Below are 18259 nucleotides of genomic sequence, written 5' to 3'. Positions count from 1 at the left end.
GGACTCTTATGAGTACAGAAATAAGCACAGAAGCAGAAAAGTCGAAATTTAGCCTGGGTGGTGCCACGTTATATGGTATTAATGCGGTGGTTGGCTCGGGAATATTCTTATTACCACGTACGATTTATACAGATTTAGGCCCTGCATCGTTACTTGCGATGGTATTTGATGCAGTATTAGTTTTATTATTAGCTGTTTGTTTTGCGGAGGTTGCCTGTTACTTTGATAAAAATGGTGGCGCGTTCCAATATTCGAAATCAGCCTTTGGTGACTTTGTTGGATTTATTGTTGGTTTATTGGGTTGGTTTGTAACAATTATTGCTTGGTCAGCGATGGCCGCAGGGTTTGCTAAATTACTAATTATGGCATTTCCTAATTTAGAAGGTATGAACACAATGATCAGTGTGGCTTTAGTTATCACATTATCTATTATTAATAGTACTGGTTTGAAGACATCTAAGATGTTTACAATCACTATTACGATTGCTAAATTAATCCCAATCATTGCCTTTGTATTTATGAGTATCTTCTTTATAAAAGGTGGTTTCTCTAATGGTAACTTCACACCTTTCTTACAATTAAAACCAGGTGTTTCGTTATCTAAAGCCTTAGCTTCAACGTCCATGACTATTTTCTACGCATTCATTGGATTCGAAGCATTACCAGTTGTTGCTGGTGAAATGAGAGACGCTAAGAAAAACGTACCAAAAGCTATTATTGGATCTATTAGTATTGTATCGATTTTATACTTTATGATTATTGCTGGAACGATTGCTATGTTAGGTGCTGGTATTTTAGAAAGTGGTGCACCTGTACAAGATGCATTCGGTCAAATGGTTGGACCTTGGGGTAAATGGATTATTTCTGTAGGGGCTTTAATCTCTATCTTAGGACTTAATGTCGGGGACTCTATGATGATTCCAAGATACGGAGCATCCATTGCAGATGAAGGTTTACTACCAAAAGTTGTTTCTAAGAAAAATAGTAAAGAAGCGCCATACGTGGCTATTATTATTTCTTGTATCTTAACTTGTTTATTATTACTAAGCGGAAGCTTCGAGCAATTAGCTGAACTTAGTGTAGTCTTTAGATTTATTCAATATATCCCAACAGCATTAGCCGTTATTTTCTTAAGAAGAAAAAATCCGGACACTACAACAGCGTTCAGATTACCATTCGGATCACTTATTCCTATTCTAGCTATCCTTGTCAGTATATGGATGTTAGCAATGGGTGCGGATGCTAGAAGTTTAATTTCAGGTGGTGTAGGTATTGTTATTGCAGCCATCGTTTACTTTGCGATTAATGGGAAATCTAAAAAAGCTTAATGACTCTGAGTAACTAATGTTATAATGAAGGAGTTTTGTAATAAAATTAAGGATAGTCAAAAATGTATTGGAGGAAATGGACATGTCAAAAAATATTGTATTAACAGGTAATGATTTAACATTAGAGCAAGTGATTGAAGTTTCAAGACAAGGAGCAACTGTTGAATTGTCAGAAGGTGCAGTGAAAGCTGTTAACGCTTCTCGTAAAATCATTGACGATATTGTAGAAAGCAAAAAAGTAACTTACGGAGTGAACACAGGATTTGGTTCATTAGTTAAAGTAAGTATTCCTCAAGAAGAAACACGTCAATTACAAGAAAACTTAATTCGTACTCACTCAAGTGGTTACGGTGATCCATTAAAAGAAGACGAAGTACGTTCTATTATGTTAATTCGTATTAACTCTTTACTAAAAGGTTACTCAGGTATTCGTTTATCAACAATCGAAACATTAATGGCTATGCTTAATAATGGCGTGGTTCCTCATATTCCTGAAAAAGGATCATTAGGAGCTTCAGGAGATTTAGCACCATTATCTCACATGGTATTACCAATGTTAGGTTTAGGCCGTGCGTACTTTAACGGTGAATTAATGACTGGTAAAGAAGCAATGGAAAAAGCTGGTGTTCCAGTGATTCACTTAGAAGCAAAAGAAGGATTAGCTTTAATTAACGGTACAACTGTATTAACAGGTATCGGTGCTTTAGCAACATATGATGCCATTGAATTATTAAAAGTATCAGATATTGTTGGTGCATTATCATTGGAAGTACATAACGGTATTGTTAACGCGTTTGACGAAGAATTACATATTATTCGCCCTCAAAGTGGCCAATTAGCAACAGCTAAAAATATTCGTCACTTACTTGAAGGTAGCACATTAACAACTCAAGCTAATGCTGAACGTGTGCAAGATGCGTATACATTACGTTGTATGCCTCAAATTCATGGAGCAAGTAAAGACACAGTGGCTTTTGTTAAATCAAAAGTTGAAATCGAACTTAACTCAGTAACAGATAACCCAATTGTTACTCGTAGTGGCGACGTTATTTCTGGTGGTAACTTCCATGGTGAACCTTTAGCACAACCATTTGACTACTTAGGAATTGGTGCTGCTGAAATTGGTAACGTGTCAGAACGTCGTGTGGAACGCTTAGTTAATACTAACTTAAGTGGCTTACCTTCATTCTTAGTGAAACATCCTGGTGTTAACTCAGGCTTCATGATTACACAATATGCTGCTGCATCATTAGCATCAGAAAATAAAATCTTGGCTCATCCAGCAAGTGTGGATTCAATCACATCTTGTGAAAACCAAGAAGACTTTGTAAGTATGGGAACAACAGCGGCACGTACTGCTAGAGATATCGTAGGTAACTCTCGTCGTATCGTAGCAACTGAATTAATGGCTGCATGTCAAGCTTTAGACTTTGTTTCTGATCGTGGTGTATTAGGTAAAGGAACACAAGTTGCTTATGACTTCTTCAGACAACATGTTAACTTTATCGAGTTAGATAAAGACATCGAAATCTACGATGAGTTAGAAAAAGCAACAGATGTATTAATCAAAGGTGACTTCTTAAGAGAAGTTGAAAAAGTTGTCGACTTAGACATCCAATTTGATTTCAGTAAATAGTTTAAAAAAGCTCTGGATATGAAAATATTCAGAGCTTTCTTTGTAAATACAGTCGAAAGCCTTGATAAATCAGTGTTTTTTATATACTATAAGGTTAAGATTAAATTAGAGGAAGTGTTATATATGAAGTATCAAAAACCAAAAGGAACCAATGATATTTTACCTGGAGAATCAGCTAAGTGGCAATTTGTTGAGAATACAGCCAAAGAAGTGTTTAAAGCTTACGATTTTCATGAAGTGAGAACACCTATGTTTGAGCACATTGAAGTCATTATGCGTGGTGTGGGAGAGTCAACAGATATTGTAACAAAAGAGATGTATGATTTTAGAGATAAAGGGGATCGTCACATCACTCTTCGTCCAGAAGGAACAGCACCACTTGTTAGATCTTATGTAGAGAACAAGTTATTTGGGCCAGAACACCAAAACCCATTTAAAGCCTTTTATATTGGACCAATGTTCCGCTACGAACGTCCTCAAGCAGGCCGTTTACGCCAATTCCACCAAATTGGGATGGAAATTATTGGTAGTAGCAATCCGGCCACAGATGTGGAGGGTATCCTTTTAGCATTAGATTTTTATAAAAAATTAGGTGTGGAGCACACACAACTTGTAATTAACTCGCTAGGAACGAGAGAAAACAGAATTGCTTACCGTCAAGCGTTAATCGATTATTTAGAACCAAAATTTGACGAGTTAAGTGCAGATTCACAACGTCGTCTACACGTTAACCCATTACGTGTGCTAGACAGTAAAGACGAAAAAGACAAAGTCATTGTTGAAAATGCTCCGTCTATTTTAGATTTCTTAGATGAAGAATCAGGTGCTTTCTTTGAGGAAGTCAAAGCATTATTAGACGCTTTAGGTGTTGAGTACGTGATTGATCACCGTATGGTTCGTGGGTTGGATTACTATAACCACACTGTCTTTGAAATCATGAGTAATGCCCCAGGGTTTAATGGGTCAATTACTACTATTTGTGCTGGTGGTCGTTATGATGGCTTAGTCAAAGAATTTAATGGTCCAGATTCACATGATACAGGATTTGGTTTTGGTTTAGGATTAGAACGTGCCATCATTACAATGGAAGCAGAAGGCATTGAGATTCCAAAACAAGATGGTGTCGATGTGTATGTTGTAGGACTTGGTGCAGAAACGAATATGGAGAGCTTGAAATTAGTACAAGCGGCTCGTGGTGCAGGGTTTGTAGCAGAAAGAGACTTTTTAAACCGTAAAGCCAAAGCTCAATTTAAATCAGCAGATAAGTTGAATGCTAAGATTGTATTGACTCTAGGTGTGGAAGAGATGGAACAGGGCGTTGTTCGTGTTAAGAATATGGCCTCTGGTGTACAAGAAGAAGTGTCATTAGAAGCTATTTATGACAACTTTAAAGTAGCAATTAGTGACTTTATCTAAATAAAGAAACGTTAACAGCGTAGTGATATTAAAGGAGTTTTATAACATGTACTCAATAGAGGATGAACAAAGTCCGCTAACGATAATGACCCGAAAAGTAACGGTAATGTTTTTATATGCTTTATTATATGCCGTGGCTTTAAATTTTTTCTGGCGACCAGCTAACATTTATACGGGAGGAATCACTGGTTTTACCCAGATATCCACAACAGTATTTGAAAAGATAACAGGGTATCAACCCTCAGTGTCTTTGATTTATTATGTGCTAAACCTTCCTTTTTTAATTTATGGTTGGACGAAAATGAATAAAAAAATAGTTATTTATGCTTTAGTTAGCGTGACGTTTGCTTCTCTAGCTATTGAGTTAGTCCCAACAGTCACTTTGACAGATGATCCGATTATTGGCGCCTTGTTTGGTGGTGCGATTGGGGGGTTTTCCTTAGGTTTTGCTTTGAAAAATGGCATTGCAACGGGAGGCCTTGATATAGGAATCATCGCTATACGTAAAAAGACAGGTAGAAGCATTGGTAATATTTCGATGATTATTAATGGGATTATTGTCTTAGCTGCAGGCTATCTGTTTGGCTTTCCTTATGCCTTTTATAGTATCTTATCTATTGTTGTAAGTGGGAAAGTCATGGATTTCGTTTATACTAAACAACAAAAAATGCAAGTCATTATTGTGACGAATCAACCTGAAGAGGTGATTGCTGCTTTGAAAGTAAGATTAATGCGTGGTATTACTGTATTGAACGATGAAGCAGAAGGTGCTTATGATCACAGAAGACGTGCTGTTCTCCTGACAGTTATCACAAGGTATGAGATGCACCAATTAGAAGAAGCCATTAATGAAGCTGATGATAATGCTTTTGTGAGTATTTCAGAAAATGTCCATACCATTGGACGCTTTGACGATAATGGTCTATAATTTTAAATAGTTTTGGTAACCCCAAAAGTGAGGTGACTTTTGGGGTTCTCCTTTGTATAAATAGTTAACAAATCATTAACATCGTATATTATGATGTATGAACGTGTTAAAATATGAGATAATGGTCTATTACATTAAATAGATAACTTGATTGACGAAAGAGGGAATTAATGTGTGTGGAATTGTTGGTTTTATTAATAACGACAACATAGACTCAAAAGAAAAAAATATAGAAAACATGATGGATGCTATCGCTCATAGAGGGCCAAATAGTTCAGGACATCATATTGATGATAAAGCTGCGCTAGGGTTTCGCCGATTAAGTATTGTGGATTTAGAAGGCGGCTCACAACCTATCTATAATGAAGATGGCACAATGGTGATTACGTTCAATGGTGAGATTTATAATCACCATGAATTACGTGAAGATTTAGTGGCGAAAGGTCATATTTTCTCAACTCATGCAGACACAGAAGTATTACTTCACGGTTATGAAGAATACGGTGTGGAATTGTTGCAAAAAGTAAGAGGTATGTTCGCTTTTGTTATTTGGAACACAGAAACCAATGAATTATTTGGTGCACGTGACCATTTTGGAATTAAACCTTTATACTATACAGAAATGAACGGAACATTCATGTATGGTTCTGAAATTAAAAGCTTTTTAAGACACCCAGATTTTAAAAAGGAATTGAATAAAGAGGCTTTACGCCCATTTATGACCTTCCAATATTCTGCTTTGGACGAAACATTCTTCAAGAACGTTTATCGGATCAAAGAGGGACATTTCTTTACATATAAAGATGGTCTATTAGAGATGCGACAATACTGGGATGTTAAAGACAATGAAAAAAATATGTCGTTAGAAGAAACAGTTGAATTAATTGATAAGAGTGTAAAAGAATCTATCGCCCTTCATAAAGAAGCCGATGTTGAAGTCGGATCATTCTTATCTTCAGGTGTAGATTCTAGCTACGTTGCAACGGTCTTACGCCCTAACAAAACTTATTCTATTGGTTTTGGTGACAAAACATTCAATGAATCTGTAGAAGCTAAAGCGTTAACAGATATCATTGGTTTGGAAAATGAATCTCGTATAATTGAAGGGGAAGAGTCATTTGCCAATTTCCCATTGATTCAATATCATTTAGATGAACCAGATTCAAATCCATCATGTGTGCCATTGTTCTTCTTATCAGAATTAGCAAGTCGTGATTTGCGTGTTGTGATGAGTGGTGAGGGAGCAGATGAGTTATTTGGAGGCTACCAAACTTACGGGTTCTATACACGTTCTAAATTCATCAGAAACATGACCAATGTGTTGAAGAAATTACCAGAAAAACCAAGACATGGTTTAGCTAATTTTATTAAAGACAAACAATTTCCAGGTAGCTTACATATGTACTCAAATTTAGCACCTGCTGAAGAGTGTTTTATTGGGAATGCCAAAGTATTTGAAGAGAAAGAAGCATTGTCTTACTTAGCTAAAGACTATCAAACGTCTCCATCAGTTAAAGAGATTGTTGGTAAACAATACAAAAAAGTCAGACATTTTTCTGACCTTAAAAAGAAAAAATATTTAGATGTCCATCAATGGATGCCAAAAGATATCTTACTTAAAGCAGACAAACTATCTATGGCCCATTCCCTAGAAGTTCGTACGCCTTTATTAGATATTGAAATGATGAGAGTGGCAGAACAAGTACCAGAAAAATTCATGATTAACAATGAAAATACGAAGTTTGCCTTCCGTCAAGCTGCAGGTAGACATTTACCTGAAGAATGGTCAAATCGTGAAAAATTAGGGTTCCCAGTACCAATTAAAGATTGGTTAAGAGAAGAACGTTACTACAAGTATGTTAGGACCATTTTTTCAGAAGAATGGGTATCAGAATTTTTTGATCAAGATAAAATTATCCAATTATTAGATGATAACTTTGAAGAGAAAGTCGATGAACGTCGAAAAATTTGGACAATCTTCACGTTTTTAACTTGGTATAATGTTTACTTTATTAACGATGGAACAAAACCTGAATTAGTAGATTTAACAGCTTAAAACAGTCAAGTAGGAGGAAGATAGATGAATTTTTTACCTATTATTTTAGGAACAGATGTTAATGCGTATGGTATTGCTCGTTCTATTCATATGGAGTATGGGATTAAAAGTTTGTGTGTAGGTCAAGGGAAACTACCAATGACCAATCATTCTAAAATTATTGACATTGAAGTGGTCAATGATTTGATGAATCCAGATATCTTTGTTAACGCATTACAGGGAGTGTTCAAAGAAAAGTTACAACAACACGATAAACTGATTTTATTTGCTGCAAGTGATGGTTACGCAGAACTTGTGATAGATCATCAAGAAGAGCTATCGGCGTTTTGTGAATTACCTTTTGTTAAGCAAGACCTTAAAAACAAACTCATTTTAAAAGAAGATTTTTATGAACTATGTGATAAGGTAGGCCTACCTTATCCAAAAACCTTAAAAATAACACCAGATAATTACAAAGGCATTGAGATACCTTTTGATTACCCTGTTGTAGTAAAACCAAGTAATAGTGTGACTTACACTGTTGCTGATATCAAAGATAAGAAAAAAGCTTATATTTTACAGAACGAAGAAGAGGTAAGAATTGCGCTACACAATATTTTTGATTCAGGTTATTCAGATACAATGTTGATGCAAGATTTTATCCCTGGAGCAGATAGTAATATGCGTGTCTTGAATGCCTACGTTGGCCGTGACAAAAAGGTTCACTCTATGTGTTTAGGGCATCCGTTCTTGGAAGATGTTACACCTACTTTAGTAGGTAATTATGTGGCAATTAAGAGCACATATAATAAAGCTATTTACGATACTTATGCTAAGTTTTTAGAAGAAATTGATTACACTGGATTCGCTAACTTCGATATGAAGTTTGATCCAAGAGACAATGAGTTCAAGATTTTTGAAATTAACTTAAGACCAGGACGTAGCAGTTTTTATACAACCTTGGCAGGCTGTAACTTGATAAGTCAAGCAATCAAAGATTTAATTTTTGATGAACAACCAGACGAAGTAATACTAAATAAAGAAGAAAAACTTTGGCTAGGTGTACCAAGAGAAGTCGTTACGACATATACAGAAGACGATGCATTGAAACAAGTAGCAAGAGACATGATAGCTAAAGATGACTATGGTTACACGTTATTCTATGACAAAGACCAGTCATTTATTAGAAATCGTAACATGAAGAAATACTACCAATCATACACAGAACGTTATGAAAAATGGTTTGAGAGGAAGGGATCTTAAACATGCCGTTAGTAGATTTAACGAATGTTGAAGAAGTAGAGAAGTACGAAGCCTTTGTTTATAATAGCCCATTCACATCAACAACACAGGATATGGCTTGGAGTAAAGTAAAAGATAATTGGTCACCTTTTTATGTTTATTTAGAAGAAGAGGGTAAGATCATCGCAGCTATGTCTATTTTGACGGTATCAGCTGTGGAAGGTAAAAAATTAGCTTATTCTACAAGAGGACCAGTATGCGATATTTATGATATTGAGTTGGTCAAAGCATTGTACGATGAAGCCGAGAAACAATTAGCATCAGAAAATATCTTCTTATTAAGAACAGATCCTGAAGTTTATTATGATGCCGAATTAAGTGCGTCGTATGAAGCAGCAGGTTTTAAAGTAAGAAATACAGAGATTGACCCACATAGTACGATTCAACCTCGTTTGAACATGCGTTTGAACATGGAGGGGAAAACGGAAGAAGAGTTACTTGCAGAATTCCATTCTAAAACACGTTATAACATTCGTTTAGCAGCTAGAAAAGGGATTGAGGTTCATTCTTCTAGAGAGTTAGATGACTTAAAAGCTTTCTATGAAACTCATGTTATTATGAGTGAGAGACAAGGTATTACTTACCGTCCTTATGAGTATTTCGAACGAGTATTAGAAGCTTATGGCGAGCATGCACGAGTATTTATTGCGAGTTTTGAAGGGGAAGTATTAGCAGGAGCCTTATGTCTGAGCTATGGTAATACAACCTGGTATATGTACGGTGGTTCTAATAACTTACACCGAAACAAAATGCCTAATTATTTAATGCAGTGGGAAATGATTCGTTGGGGTGTTAGCCAAGGGAAAAGATATTATGATTTCGGAGGTATCTTTGAAATTGAAGAAACCGACGGATTGTACCGCTTTAAACGTGGCTTTGTTGGTAACGACAATGTGACAGAATTTATTGGAGAAATTGATAGAGTCTATGATGAAGAGGCTTATCAAACTTTCTTAAGTAAATAAAAAAAGAAGCCCCTCGGGCTTCTTTTTTTTTATCTGATGACTTGACGCTCTTTAGAAACGAGTTCTCCTTCTTTGTAAACGTCTAATACTAAGTTAGTACCAAAGAAATATAGTGGATAATCAATATTAGGTGCATCAAAGATAGCAATATCAGCTAATTTTCCTTCATCTAAACTGCCAATCGTATTCCCACGAACCACTGAGTAAGCGGCATTGATTGTTACAGCATTAAAGACTTGAATCGGAGTTAAATGCATTTTGAAACAGCCGAGTTGCATGATAAATTGAATGTTGGCTGTTGGACAGCTACCAGGATTACTATCAGTTGAGAGAGTAATCGCCATATCAGCCTCTAACATTTTTTTAACAGGGGCATAGGTGTCGGCCATTAAACTGAACGTTGTTCCTGGTAAAACATTACCAATAACGCCACTTTCGCTCATTTTTTTGATGCCGTCATCTGTTATAGCCATTAAATGTTCAGCACTTGTCGTGTGAAGTTCAGCGGCTAAATCAACACCACCAATAGAATCAATTTCATCAGCATGAATACGTAGTTTGAAGCCTAAATCCTTAGCTGCTGTCAATAATCGACGAGATTGTTCTGCCGTGAAGACACCTGTTTCGCAGAAAATATCGCAGAATTCAGCTAAATTATCTTCTTTTACTTTAGGTAACATCTCTTCAATAATCAATTCAATAAAGGCATCTCCATCCCCATTGAATTCTTCTGGAATAGCATGAGCTGCCATAAAGGTAGAAACTAAGCTAATAGGGTGTTTGTCATCTAAAGCATGAACCACGTCTAATTGACGCTTTTCTGTTTCCCAGTCTAGACCGTAACCGCTTTTTGCTTCAACGGTTGTCACACCATGTACTAGCATTTGATCAAGTAGATGTTCTGACTTATTATATAAGGTGTCAAAAGAAGCTGCTTTTGTTGAACGAACCGTACTTAAAATACCGCCGCCTTCTTTTAAGATATCTAAGTAACTCACACCATTTAATTTTTTAGCAAATTCGTTCTCTCGACTGCCACCGTACACTAAGTGAGTATGACAATCAATCAAACCAGGAGAAGCTAATTTACCTGAGTAATCAATCATTTCTGTTGAGTCACCTATTAAAGAAGCATCAGGTTGCCCACTTGCTACTTTTAAGATTTTTCCATCTTTAATAGCAATATAGCCATTTTCGATGATGTTCGCTTCACTCATTTCAGCGCCTCTTAAAGCACGTCCCTTATCCACTGGACAAAAAATTTGACTGAAGTTGTTAAGTATTTTATCAGCTATCATATTATTTTCTTCCTCCTTATAGTACACTTCTATTATAACAAGTTATTCCATCTAAATGTATGCCTGGTCCATCTAATTATAGTCAAAAAGATGAAACCGTTTTTTTGACGTAAAAAAATAACAAATTTTTTTAAAAAAAGCCCACAATAGACTTTAAATAGACCATCATACTTTAAGATGTAGACATAACCTAATATATGAACTACCTATAAAAAACTAAATCAAGATTTTCAATGATATTGAGGAGGAAACAACAATGATTAGTAATACAGATATTAGTAAAGCGATGACAATTAAATTGCCAAACGTTTTACCAGACATGCCAGAATTTCAAGAAGGAATTAGACGTGCTCCAGACCGTGGTTTCCGTCTAACAGAAGCTCAAACAAAATTAGCACTTAAAAATGCTTTAAGATATGTACCAGAAGAGTTCCATGATCAAGTCATTCCAGAATTTTTAGAAGAACTAAAAACACGTGGCCGTATTTATGGGTATCGCTGGTATCCAAAGGGCCGTGTATACGGTAAACCAATAGATGAGTATAAAGGAAAATGTACAGCAGCTAAAGCGATGCAAGTAATGATTGATAACAACTTAGACTTTGACATTGCCTTATACCCATATGAGTTAGTGACTTATGGTGAAACAGGTCAAGTATGTTCTAACTGGATGCAATACCAATTAATTATGCGCTACTTAGAAGAAATGACAGATGAACAAACATTAGTTTTAGAATCAGGACATCCTTTAGGATTGTTTGCTTCTAAAAAAGATGCACCTCGCGTTATTATCACTAATGGGTTACTTATTGGTGAATACGATAACATTGAAGACTGGGAAATCGGGGAACAAATGGGTGTGACTAACTACGGTCAAATGACTGCAGGTGGTTGGATGTATATTGGACCTCAAGGAATTGTACATGGTACATTCAATACATTATTAAACGCAGGCCGTTTAAAATTAGGTGTTCCAGATGATGGCGATTTAACAGGTAAACTATTCATCACGTCTGGTTTAGGTGGTATGAGTGGGGCTCAAGGTAAAGCTGGAGAAATTGCTAAGTCAGTAACGATCGTGGCAGAAGTTGACCGTTCTCGTATTGATACTCGTTTAGAACAAGGTTGGATTAGTCATGTGGCTGAAACACCAGAAGAAACAATGGCTTTGGCTAAAGATTACTTAGATAGAAAAGCATCAACATCTATTGCCTTCCATGGTAATATCGTTGATCTGTTAGAATACATTGATCAAAATGATATCCATGTTGATTTATTATCAGATCAAACATCATGTCATAACGTGCATGAGGGTGGCTATTGTCCAGTAGGAATTTCATTTGAAGAAAGAACACGTTTATTAGGTGAAGACCAAGCAACCTTTAGAAAGTTAATTGACGAAACATTAGAACGTCACTTCAATGTGATCAAATCATTAACAAGCAAAGGCACTTATTTCTTTGACTATGGTAACTCATTTATGAAAGCTATTTATGACTCAGGTATTAAAGAAATCTCTAAAAATGGTACTGACGATAAAGATGGTTTCATTTGGCCATCATACGTTGAAGACATCATGGGACCTATGTTATTCGATTATGGTTATGGACCATTCCGTTGGGTATGTCTAAGTCGTAAACACGAAGACTTAGTTGCTACAGATAAAGCAGCAATGGAAGTCATTGATCCAACACGTCGCTATCAAGACCGTGATAACTACAACTGGATCAAAGATGCTGAAAACAATAAATTAGTTGTGGGTACTGAAGCACGTATTCTTTACCAAGATGCATTAGGTCGTGTGAATGTGGCACTTAAATTTAATGAAATGGTACGTGAAGGAAAAATTGGACCAGTTATGATCGGTCGTGACCACCATGACGTATCAGGAACAGATTCTCCATTCCGTGAAACATCAAATATCAAAGATGGTTCAAATATTACAGCTGATATGGCAACACAATGTTACGCTGGTAACGCTGCTCGTGGTATGAGTTTAGTTGCTTTACATAACGGTGGTGGTGTTGGTATTGGTAAATCAATCAACGGTGGCTTTGGATTAGTATTAGATGGTAGCGAATTAACAGATTCTATTATCAAATCAGCTATATCTTGGGATACTATGGGTGGTGTAGCAAGACGTAGTTGGGCTAGAAATAACAATGCGATTGAAACATCAATGGAGTATAACGAAATGCGTGAAGGATTAGATCATATTACAATTCCTTACCTAGCAGATGATGAAAAAGTATCAAGTGCAGTAAGCCAATTATTTAACTAAAAAGTGATATTTCCTATCCAGAGAGTTGACTCCAAAAGCTTTGTCTTTTGGAGTCTTTTTTTACTTAATATTATAACAAGTGTTCTATTCCAATTATTTAATTAATACCGTATAATGATTGTGTTATAGAATTAACAAACTATAGTGTAAAAAGAACACTACAAGGGGAAGTAACGCTTACTAGAGGGGGAAGAGCATTGACGAATAAACTACGATGTACACTTTTTGGGAGTCCGGAGATAACCATGAATGGAGAAGTTATCTTTTTTTCTTTTTCTAAGATAAATGCCTTATTGTATTATTTATTCATTAATAAAAACGTAAGTAGAGATGAATTAGCAGGGTTGTTGTGGCCAGATAAAAACGAGCAGAATGCTAAGAAGAACTTGAGAAATGCTATTTACCAAGCGAACAAAGCCTTTGATGTAGAAGTCATCAGTTCACCAAACAAATCAATCTTAACATTGAATGAAGCATTGGATATTGAAATTGATACAGACTTATTTTTAGAAGATGCACAAACACATTTACACTTATACACACATGAATTTTTGAAAGGTTTTTTTCTAAAAGATTGTGATAGTTTTGATTTTTGGACCGTTAAGATGCGGAGCTTCTTTGAGAAACGTTTCTTACAAGAGTGTAGCCATAAGATCAAAGAGGACATAGAGAATGAGCGATTTGAGTCTGTTGAAAAAAACATTCACCGTTTAATTTACATTGATGAATACGACGAATCAAATTATCAGCTGTTGATGTGGTTCTATCAATTAACTGGAAAAGATGGCAAAGTCATTGAGACTTACTATGACTTATCCAATTTATTGAAAAGTGAACTAAATATTAAGCCAAATTCAAAATCCAAAGAGTTATATGAAACGTCGTTAGAAACATTAAATCAACAAAATTTAAAAGAGTCTAACCGGTTTAATGATTTGTTTTACGGCCGTTACCTAGAACTCCAACAATTAGAAATGAATTTTCAAAAGTTCAAAAGTGGAATGCCTTTTAAATCCATTGCTATTAGAGGCGAAGCAGGGGTTGGGAAAAGTGCTCTGAAAAACAGAGTGTTAGATAATGTGGATGAGGATTTGAAAGTTTTAGAGACACAGTGTTATCAAGCAGAAGAGAAGCACACCTTACGACCTTGGAAACAAATCGTGGATCAACTATCGCTCATGATCAATGAACAAGATGACGTTGAACCAGAATTATGGAATGAGATTATTACACAAGTCTTTCCAAACTTTGATGAATACTTACCAGACGCAAGAGAATTAGTTAGTCAAACGCCTGTGAAGTTAACATTGCTGTCTGAATTGTTAACGGAAGTCTTGAATAAATTAAGTGATAAACAAAAGATGGTCTTAGTATTTGAGGACATTCAGTGGATGGATGCTACGAGTCTGTCTTTATTAACCAGTGTTATGTTACATGTAGAAGACAGTATCATTTTTGTTTATACGGCTCGCTCTGTAGAGAAAGAAAACATGGACCGATTTTTATGTAGCATGCATAAATATCAAAAATTAATGTGTGTCGAATTGTTTCCGTTTACATACTCTGAGTCGAAAGAATTTATTCATAAAAAACTAACGGAAGCAACTGTAACAGAAAATATGGTGAACAATGTTTACGACCATACACAAGGAAATTTATTCTTTTTAATCGAGTATATTTCCCTACTTAAAAGTAACAGTAACCTCAATACAATGACCATCAAAATGAAAGATGCTTTGAGGAACCGTTTTTTATATTTAACACAGGAAGAACAAGACTTAGTGAGTATTGCTTCTTATTTTTATGACTATGCCCCTTTAAGTTTAATCAATGATTTGTTAGGTAAAGAACCTTTGGTCATTGTTGATTTAGTTGAAAGCTTAGTGAAAAAGAATATTTTAAAAGAAGTCATGATAAAAGATGAATTAGCTGTGGCTTTTACACACATTAAATTACGTGAGTTTGTTTATATGAATCAAGGATCCGCTAAAAAAAGAATGATGCACGAAGCCATTGCGAAGTATCTGGAAGCAGCTGTTCCAGAAAATTCAAATGATAGTTTGCTGTTTGATAATGTTTCTTATCATTATAAAAAGGGTAATAACCTACTGAAAAGTTTGGAATATAAATTGAAATACTTAGAAAGTTCTTTAGGTTATTTCCATGAATTATTTCCAGTGGATGCTTATCGTAACAATATTGTGGATGATAGTTCCGTATTAAGTAAGTCGTGGATATTTGATGAATTTGATAAAATCAGGCATCAATTAGAAAGTGGAGAAGATAAGTTTGAGGAAGATGATTTATTCAAACAACTGCAATTGAATTTTTGGTATTTAGAAGGTCGTTATTTAATTAAGTACGGGGAGTACAATCAAGGCGTAGCCAATATCCAAGAAATGATTACTCAAGCGAAAGAGTTGGAAGATGAAAAATACTTATTAGCTGGATATAAACAAATGATTTATTACTATATTCAAATTGATGAACCTGATAAGATGGTCCGATTTATTGAATTAGCCCTAGATTTATCTATCAAGGGGAATAATCATCAGTCCATTGGTATTTTACTGAGACTCAAAGGGTTATATAACATCATGTGTGGTAATTATATGGTAGCTGAGCAGTTATTGAATGAATCCATCAACACGTTTATGATTACTGAAAAAATCGCTAAAAAGTATGCCATCAATATTGCGGCTTCATATAACTATTTAGGTGAAATTAAACTGAATCAAGGAGAAATTGAAGGGTCTTTAGAGATGTTTAATAAGGCGATTAAGTTATGTGAAGATAAAGAAGTTCTAGCGAGTTTATCTGTTTTTTATATGAATGCTGGGATTGCTCATTTTGCGTTGAATCATTATGAAGAAGCAGAAGTCCAATTTTTAAAGGCGCAAGTATTGTATGAAGAATTATTTACTTACTGGAAAAAAACAAGATTGGATGCTTATTATGCGTTGATTCATGTGGAACGTCATCATTTAGATGAAGCGTATCAAGCCTTGATGAATGCGAAACGTTATGCGGATCGAATGGGTAACAACAGGGACGCAGGAGTTGTCTTTTTTGCTAAAGCAATTATTAAGAGAAAACTCGAAACAGAGGAGATTAAGCATGATGCTTTAAATCGAGCTCTGGAAAAACCGAGTCATGATTATTATGAAGAAGCCATGGATAAACTGAATAGGTATCAAGACAGTTTAGAGCGACGTTTATTAATGGAGACATTTGGTCATTAAATAGATAAGGTATAAAGAGGAGAATATCGAAAGATGTTCTCCTTTTTTTTCTATTTAATGATAAACTAAGATAACTGAACAAAAAAGGAGAGGAAAGGAAATGAAACTATTTATTGGGCTAGTAATATTAGTCGGTGTTGTTGTGCTCGCAGCAGGTATATATGTAAGCAATTTCTTTATTAATGCTGCTTTATTTAGAGATTCAACGTGGTTTAAAAAGAAGGGCCATCAAATGATGAACCCAGATAACTTTACTCAAACAAAAACGGAATACGATAGGATTGAAGAACGCCAAATCAATGAGGGAAAACAATACTGGCAAACTAAAATGACAGAAGAAATAACCCTCACGTCTAAAGGAGAAACGTTAGTAGCCAGGGTTTTTGAAACTAATCCTGAGTCAAATCAGTGGATTATCGCTGTTCATGGGTACCGCTCGAATGGGGAAAGAGACATGTCTTATATGGTCAAAAAGCTCAATGAATTAGGTTATAACCTCCTTATTCCTGACTTGCGCTCCCATGGTAAAAGTGAGGGGAATATTATTGGAATGGGTTGGTTGGACCGTTTAGATTTGGCCTTATGGATGGAAAGATTAATTGAGAAGCGCCCAGATTGTGCCATTGTGTTATTTGGCGGATCTATGGGAGGGGCAACCGTCATGATGGCAAGTGGGGATAACCTACCTTCAAACGTTAAAGGGATTGTATCAGACTGTGGGTACACGTCTGTTGGGACACAGTTCAAAGAGATGCTAACAGGAGCGATGAAGTTACCAGCATTTCCTGTGATGAATTTTGCAAATCTTTTTGCTAAGGTCAAGGTGGGATATAGCCTTAATGAAGCATCTTCTGTCAAACAGTTAGGAAAGAACTCATTGCCAGCTCTGTTTATTCATGGGACGGCGGATAAATTCGTCCCTTATGCCATGATGGCTGAAAATGCGAATGCCACACAAGGATATGTTGAAACATTGACAATTCCCAATGCGCCTCATTTATCTTCTTGGATCTATGATGAAACCTTATATTTAAAGACACTCGATGACTTTCTAAAGCACACATTTGAAAAGGAGAACAGCCGTGGAAACTAAAAATAATAACATGACAGTTGCTATCTTATTAATTATTGGAGCCGCCACCTTAAGTAGTTTTGGCCAATTAGCTTGGAAGATAGGGGCTGATGCTACTTCTTTGAAGTTTGCTTATTTTTTATATTTTTTAGGATTCTTATCTGCTGGGATTGGCATGGTTGTGATGATGCTTGCTTTTAGATATGGCGAGGTATCTATTCTGCAACCTATGATGAGTTTAGGGTTTGCTCTGTCCATCTTTTTAGGGGCTCTTTTTTTGAATGAACCGATTACGGCTAATAAAATCATTGGCACCTTATTTATTGTGTTGGGTTCCAGTATACTTGGCGTAGAGGGGAGTAAAGACAATGAATGATTGGCCTATTATTATAAGCATCCTCTTAGTGACCACTGTATCAGGGAGTTTAGGGGCCCTATCTTTGAAGCATGGCATGAACAAAATCGATACCTTATCGGCGAAGGCTGTGGCTAAGAATATTTGGGTCGTTTTAGGAACCGTCCTTTATATTGTGTCAGCCGTGATGAATATTGTCCTATTTAAGTATCTTGATTACTCTATAGCATTTCCTATGACATCATTAACTTATGCTTGGACAGTCATTATTTCTTATTTTATTTTTAAAGAAAAAATAACCATAAAAAAAGTCCTTGCCATTGCCCTAATTATTATTGGAGTCATTATTATGGCACAATAAAGAGAACCGTAAAGTCTAAGGCTTTGCGGTTTTTTTATTA

The 18259-nt window shown here is 35.7% G+C and carries 13 protein-coding genes; 12 read left to right on the top strand and 1 reads right to left on the bottom strand.

The genetic code is table 11. The features are described 5' to 3' along the window. Positions 1 to 8 precede the first annotated feature (8 nt). The 7 genes from ACVWM0_RS07710 (at position 9) to ACVWM0_RS07680 (ending at position 9610) form a co-directional block, all read left to right on the top strand. A complete protein-coding gene (locus tag ACVWM0_RS07710; protein ID WP_476472060.1) occupies positions 9 to 1328 on the top strand; it encodes an APC family permease in 1320 nt (439 codons plus the stop codon). An 82-nt stretch (positions 1329 to 1410) separates the two neighbouring features. Continuing rightward, complete coding sequence (gene hutH / locus ACVWM0_RS07705; RefSeq protein ID WP_476472059.1) at positions 1411 to 2964, top strand: histidine ammonia-lyase; 1554 nt, start codon at positions 1411 to 1413, stop codon at positions 2962 to 2964. 123 nt (positions 2965 to 3087) lie between these two features. Continuing rightward, complete coding sequence (gene hisS, locus ACVWM0_RS07700) at positions 3088 to 4380, top strand: histidine--tRNA ligase (RefSeq protein ID WP_476472058.1); 1293 nt, start codon at positions 3088 to 3090, stop codon at positions 4378 to 4380. A 46-nt stretch (positions 4381 to 4426) separates the two neighbouring features. After that, positions 4427 to 5308, top strand: a complete 882-nt coding sequence (locus ACVWM0_RS07695; RefSeq protein WP_476472057.1) for a YitT family protein — start codon at positions 4427 to 4429, stop codon at positions 5306 to 5308. A gap of 172 nt (positions 5309 to 5480) precedes the next feature. Then, positions 5481 to 7364 carry an asparagine synthase (glutamine-hydrolyzing) gene (asnB, locus tag ACVWM0_RS07690; protein WP_476472056.1) on the top strand — a complete coding sequence of 628 codons (1884 nt, stop codon included), beginning with the start codon at positions 5481 to 5483 and terminating at the stop codon, positions 7362 to 7364. Between the two features lie 24 nt (positions 7365 to 7388). Then, a complete protein-coding gene (locus tag ACVWM0_RS07685; protein ID WP_476472055.1) occupies positions 7389 to 8606 on the top strand; it encodes a carboxylate--amine ligase in 1218 nt (405 codons plus the stop codon). 2 nt (positions 8607 to 8608) lie between these two features. Then, positions 8609 to 9610, top strand: coding sequence for a lipid II:glycine glycyltransferase FemX (locus ACVWM0_RS07680; RefSeq protein ID WP_476472054.1), 1002 nt, complete (start codon positions 8609 to 8611; stop codon positions 9608 to 9610). Positions 9611 to 9639: 29 nt separating this feature from the next. Here the strand turns inward: ACVWM0_RS07680 and hutI are convergent, their stop codons facing one another. Continuing rightward, positions 9640 to 10908, bottom strand: a complete 1269-nt coding sequence (gene hutI, locus ACVWM0_RS07675) for an imidazolonepropionase (protein ID WP_476472053.1) — start codon at positions 10906 to 10908, stop codon at positions 9640 to 9642. A gap of 256 nt (positions 10909 to 11164) precedes the next feature. On the opposite strand from hutI, the gene ACVWM0_RS07670 reads away from it, so the two are divergent. The 5 genes from ACVWM0_RS07670 to ACVWM0_RS07650 all read left to right on the top strand — a co-directional run bounded on the left by ACVWM0_RS07670 (position 11165) and on the right by ACVWM0_RS07650 (position 18219). Further along, on the top strand, positions 11165 to 13189 hold the full coding sequence (locus tag ACVWM0_RS07670; protein ID WP_476472052.1) for a urocanate hydratase: 2025 nt from the start codon (positions 11165 to 11167) through the stop codon (positions 13187 to 13189). Positions 13190 to 13386: 197 nt separating this feature from the next. Then, positions 13387 to 16431, top strand: coding sequence for an AAA family ATPase (locus ACVWM0_RS07665; protein WP_476472051.1), 3045 nt, complete (start codon positions 13387 to 13389; stop codon positions 16429 to 16431). Positions 16432 to 16531: 100 nt separating this feature from the next. Then, entirely contained in the window at positions 16532 to 17524 is a 993-nt protein-coding gene (locus ACVWM0_RS07660) for an alpha/beta hydrolase (RefSeq protein ID WP_476472050.1), read from the top strand. Then, positions 17514 to 17879, top strand: a complete 366-nt coding sequence (locus ACVWM0_RS07655) for an EamA family transporter (protein ID WP_476472049.1) — start codon at positions 17514 to 17516, stop codon at positions 17877 to 17879. Before ACVWM0_RS07660 ends, ACVWM0_RS07655 begins: the two co-directional genes overlap by 11 nt. Next, positions 17872 to 18219 (top strand): EamA family transporter, encoded by a 348-nt coding sequence (locus tag ACVWM0_RS07650; RefSeq protein WP_476472048.1) that lies wholly within the window; start codon positions 17872 to 17874, stop codon positions 18217 to 18219. The genes ACVWM0_RS07655 and ACVWM0_RS07650 overlap by 8 nt, the downstream gene beginning before the upstream one ends. The last annotated feature ends 40 nt before the right edge of the window (positions 18220 to 18259 follow it).

Source organism: Vagococcus sp. 211, assembly GCF_056322705.1.
Note: the sequence above shows the minus strand (reverse complement) of the source record. Positions and strands in the feature narration are given on the sequence as shown.

Coding starts and splice junctions, on each gene's coding strand:
- ACVWM0_RS07710 (WP_476472060.1), top strand. CDS start 9: ATGAGTACAGAAATAAGCACAGAAGCAGAAAAGTCGAAATTTAGCCTG.
- hutH (WP_476472059.1), top strand. CDS start 1,411: ATGTCAAAAAATATTGTATTAACAGGTAATGATTTAACATTAGAGCAA.
- hisS (WP_476472058.1), top strand. CDS start 3,088: ATGAAGTATCAAAAACCAAAAGGAACCAATGATATTTTACCTGGAGAA.
- ACVWM0_RS07695 (WP_476472057.1), top strand. CDS start 4,427: ATGTACTCAATAGAGGATGAACAAAGTCCGCTAACGATAATGACCCGA.
- ACVWM0_RS07685 (WP_476472055.1), top strand. CDS start 7,389: ATGAATTTTTTACCTATTATTTTAGGAACAGATGTTAATGCGTATGGT.
- ACVWM0_RS07680 (WP_476472054.1), top strand. CDS start 8,609: ATGCCGTTAGTAGATTTAACGAATGTTGAAGAAGTAGAGAAGTACGAA.
- hutI (WP_476472053.1), bottom strand. CDS start 10,908: ATGATAGCTGATAAAATACTTAACAACTTCAGTCAAATTTTTTGTCCA.
- ACVWM0_RS07670 (WP_476472052.1), top strand. CDS start 11,165: ATGATTAGTAATACAGATATTAGTAAAGCGATGACAATTAAATTGCCA.
- ACVWM0_RS07660 (WP_476472050.1), top strand. CDS start 16,532: ATGAAACTATTTATTGGGCTAGTAATATTAGTCGGTGTTGTTGTGCTC.
- ACVWM0_RS07650 (WP_476472048.1), top strand. CDS start 17,872: ATGAATGATTGGCCTATTATTATAAGCATCCTCTTAGTGACCACTGTA.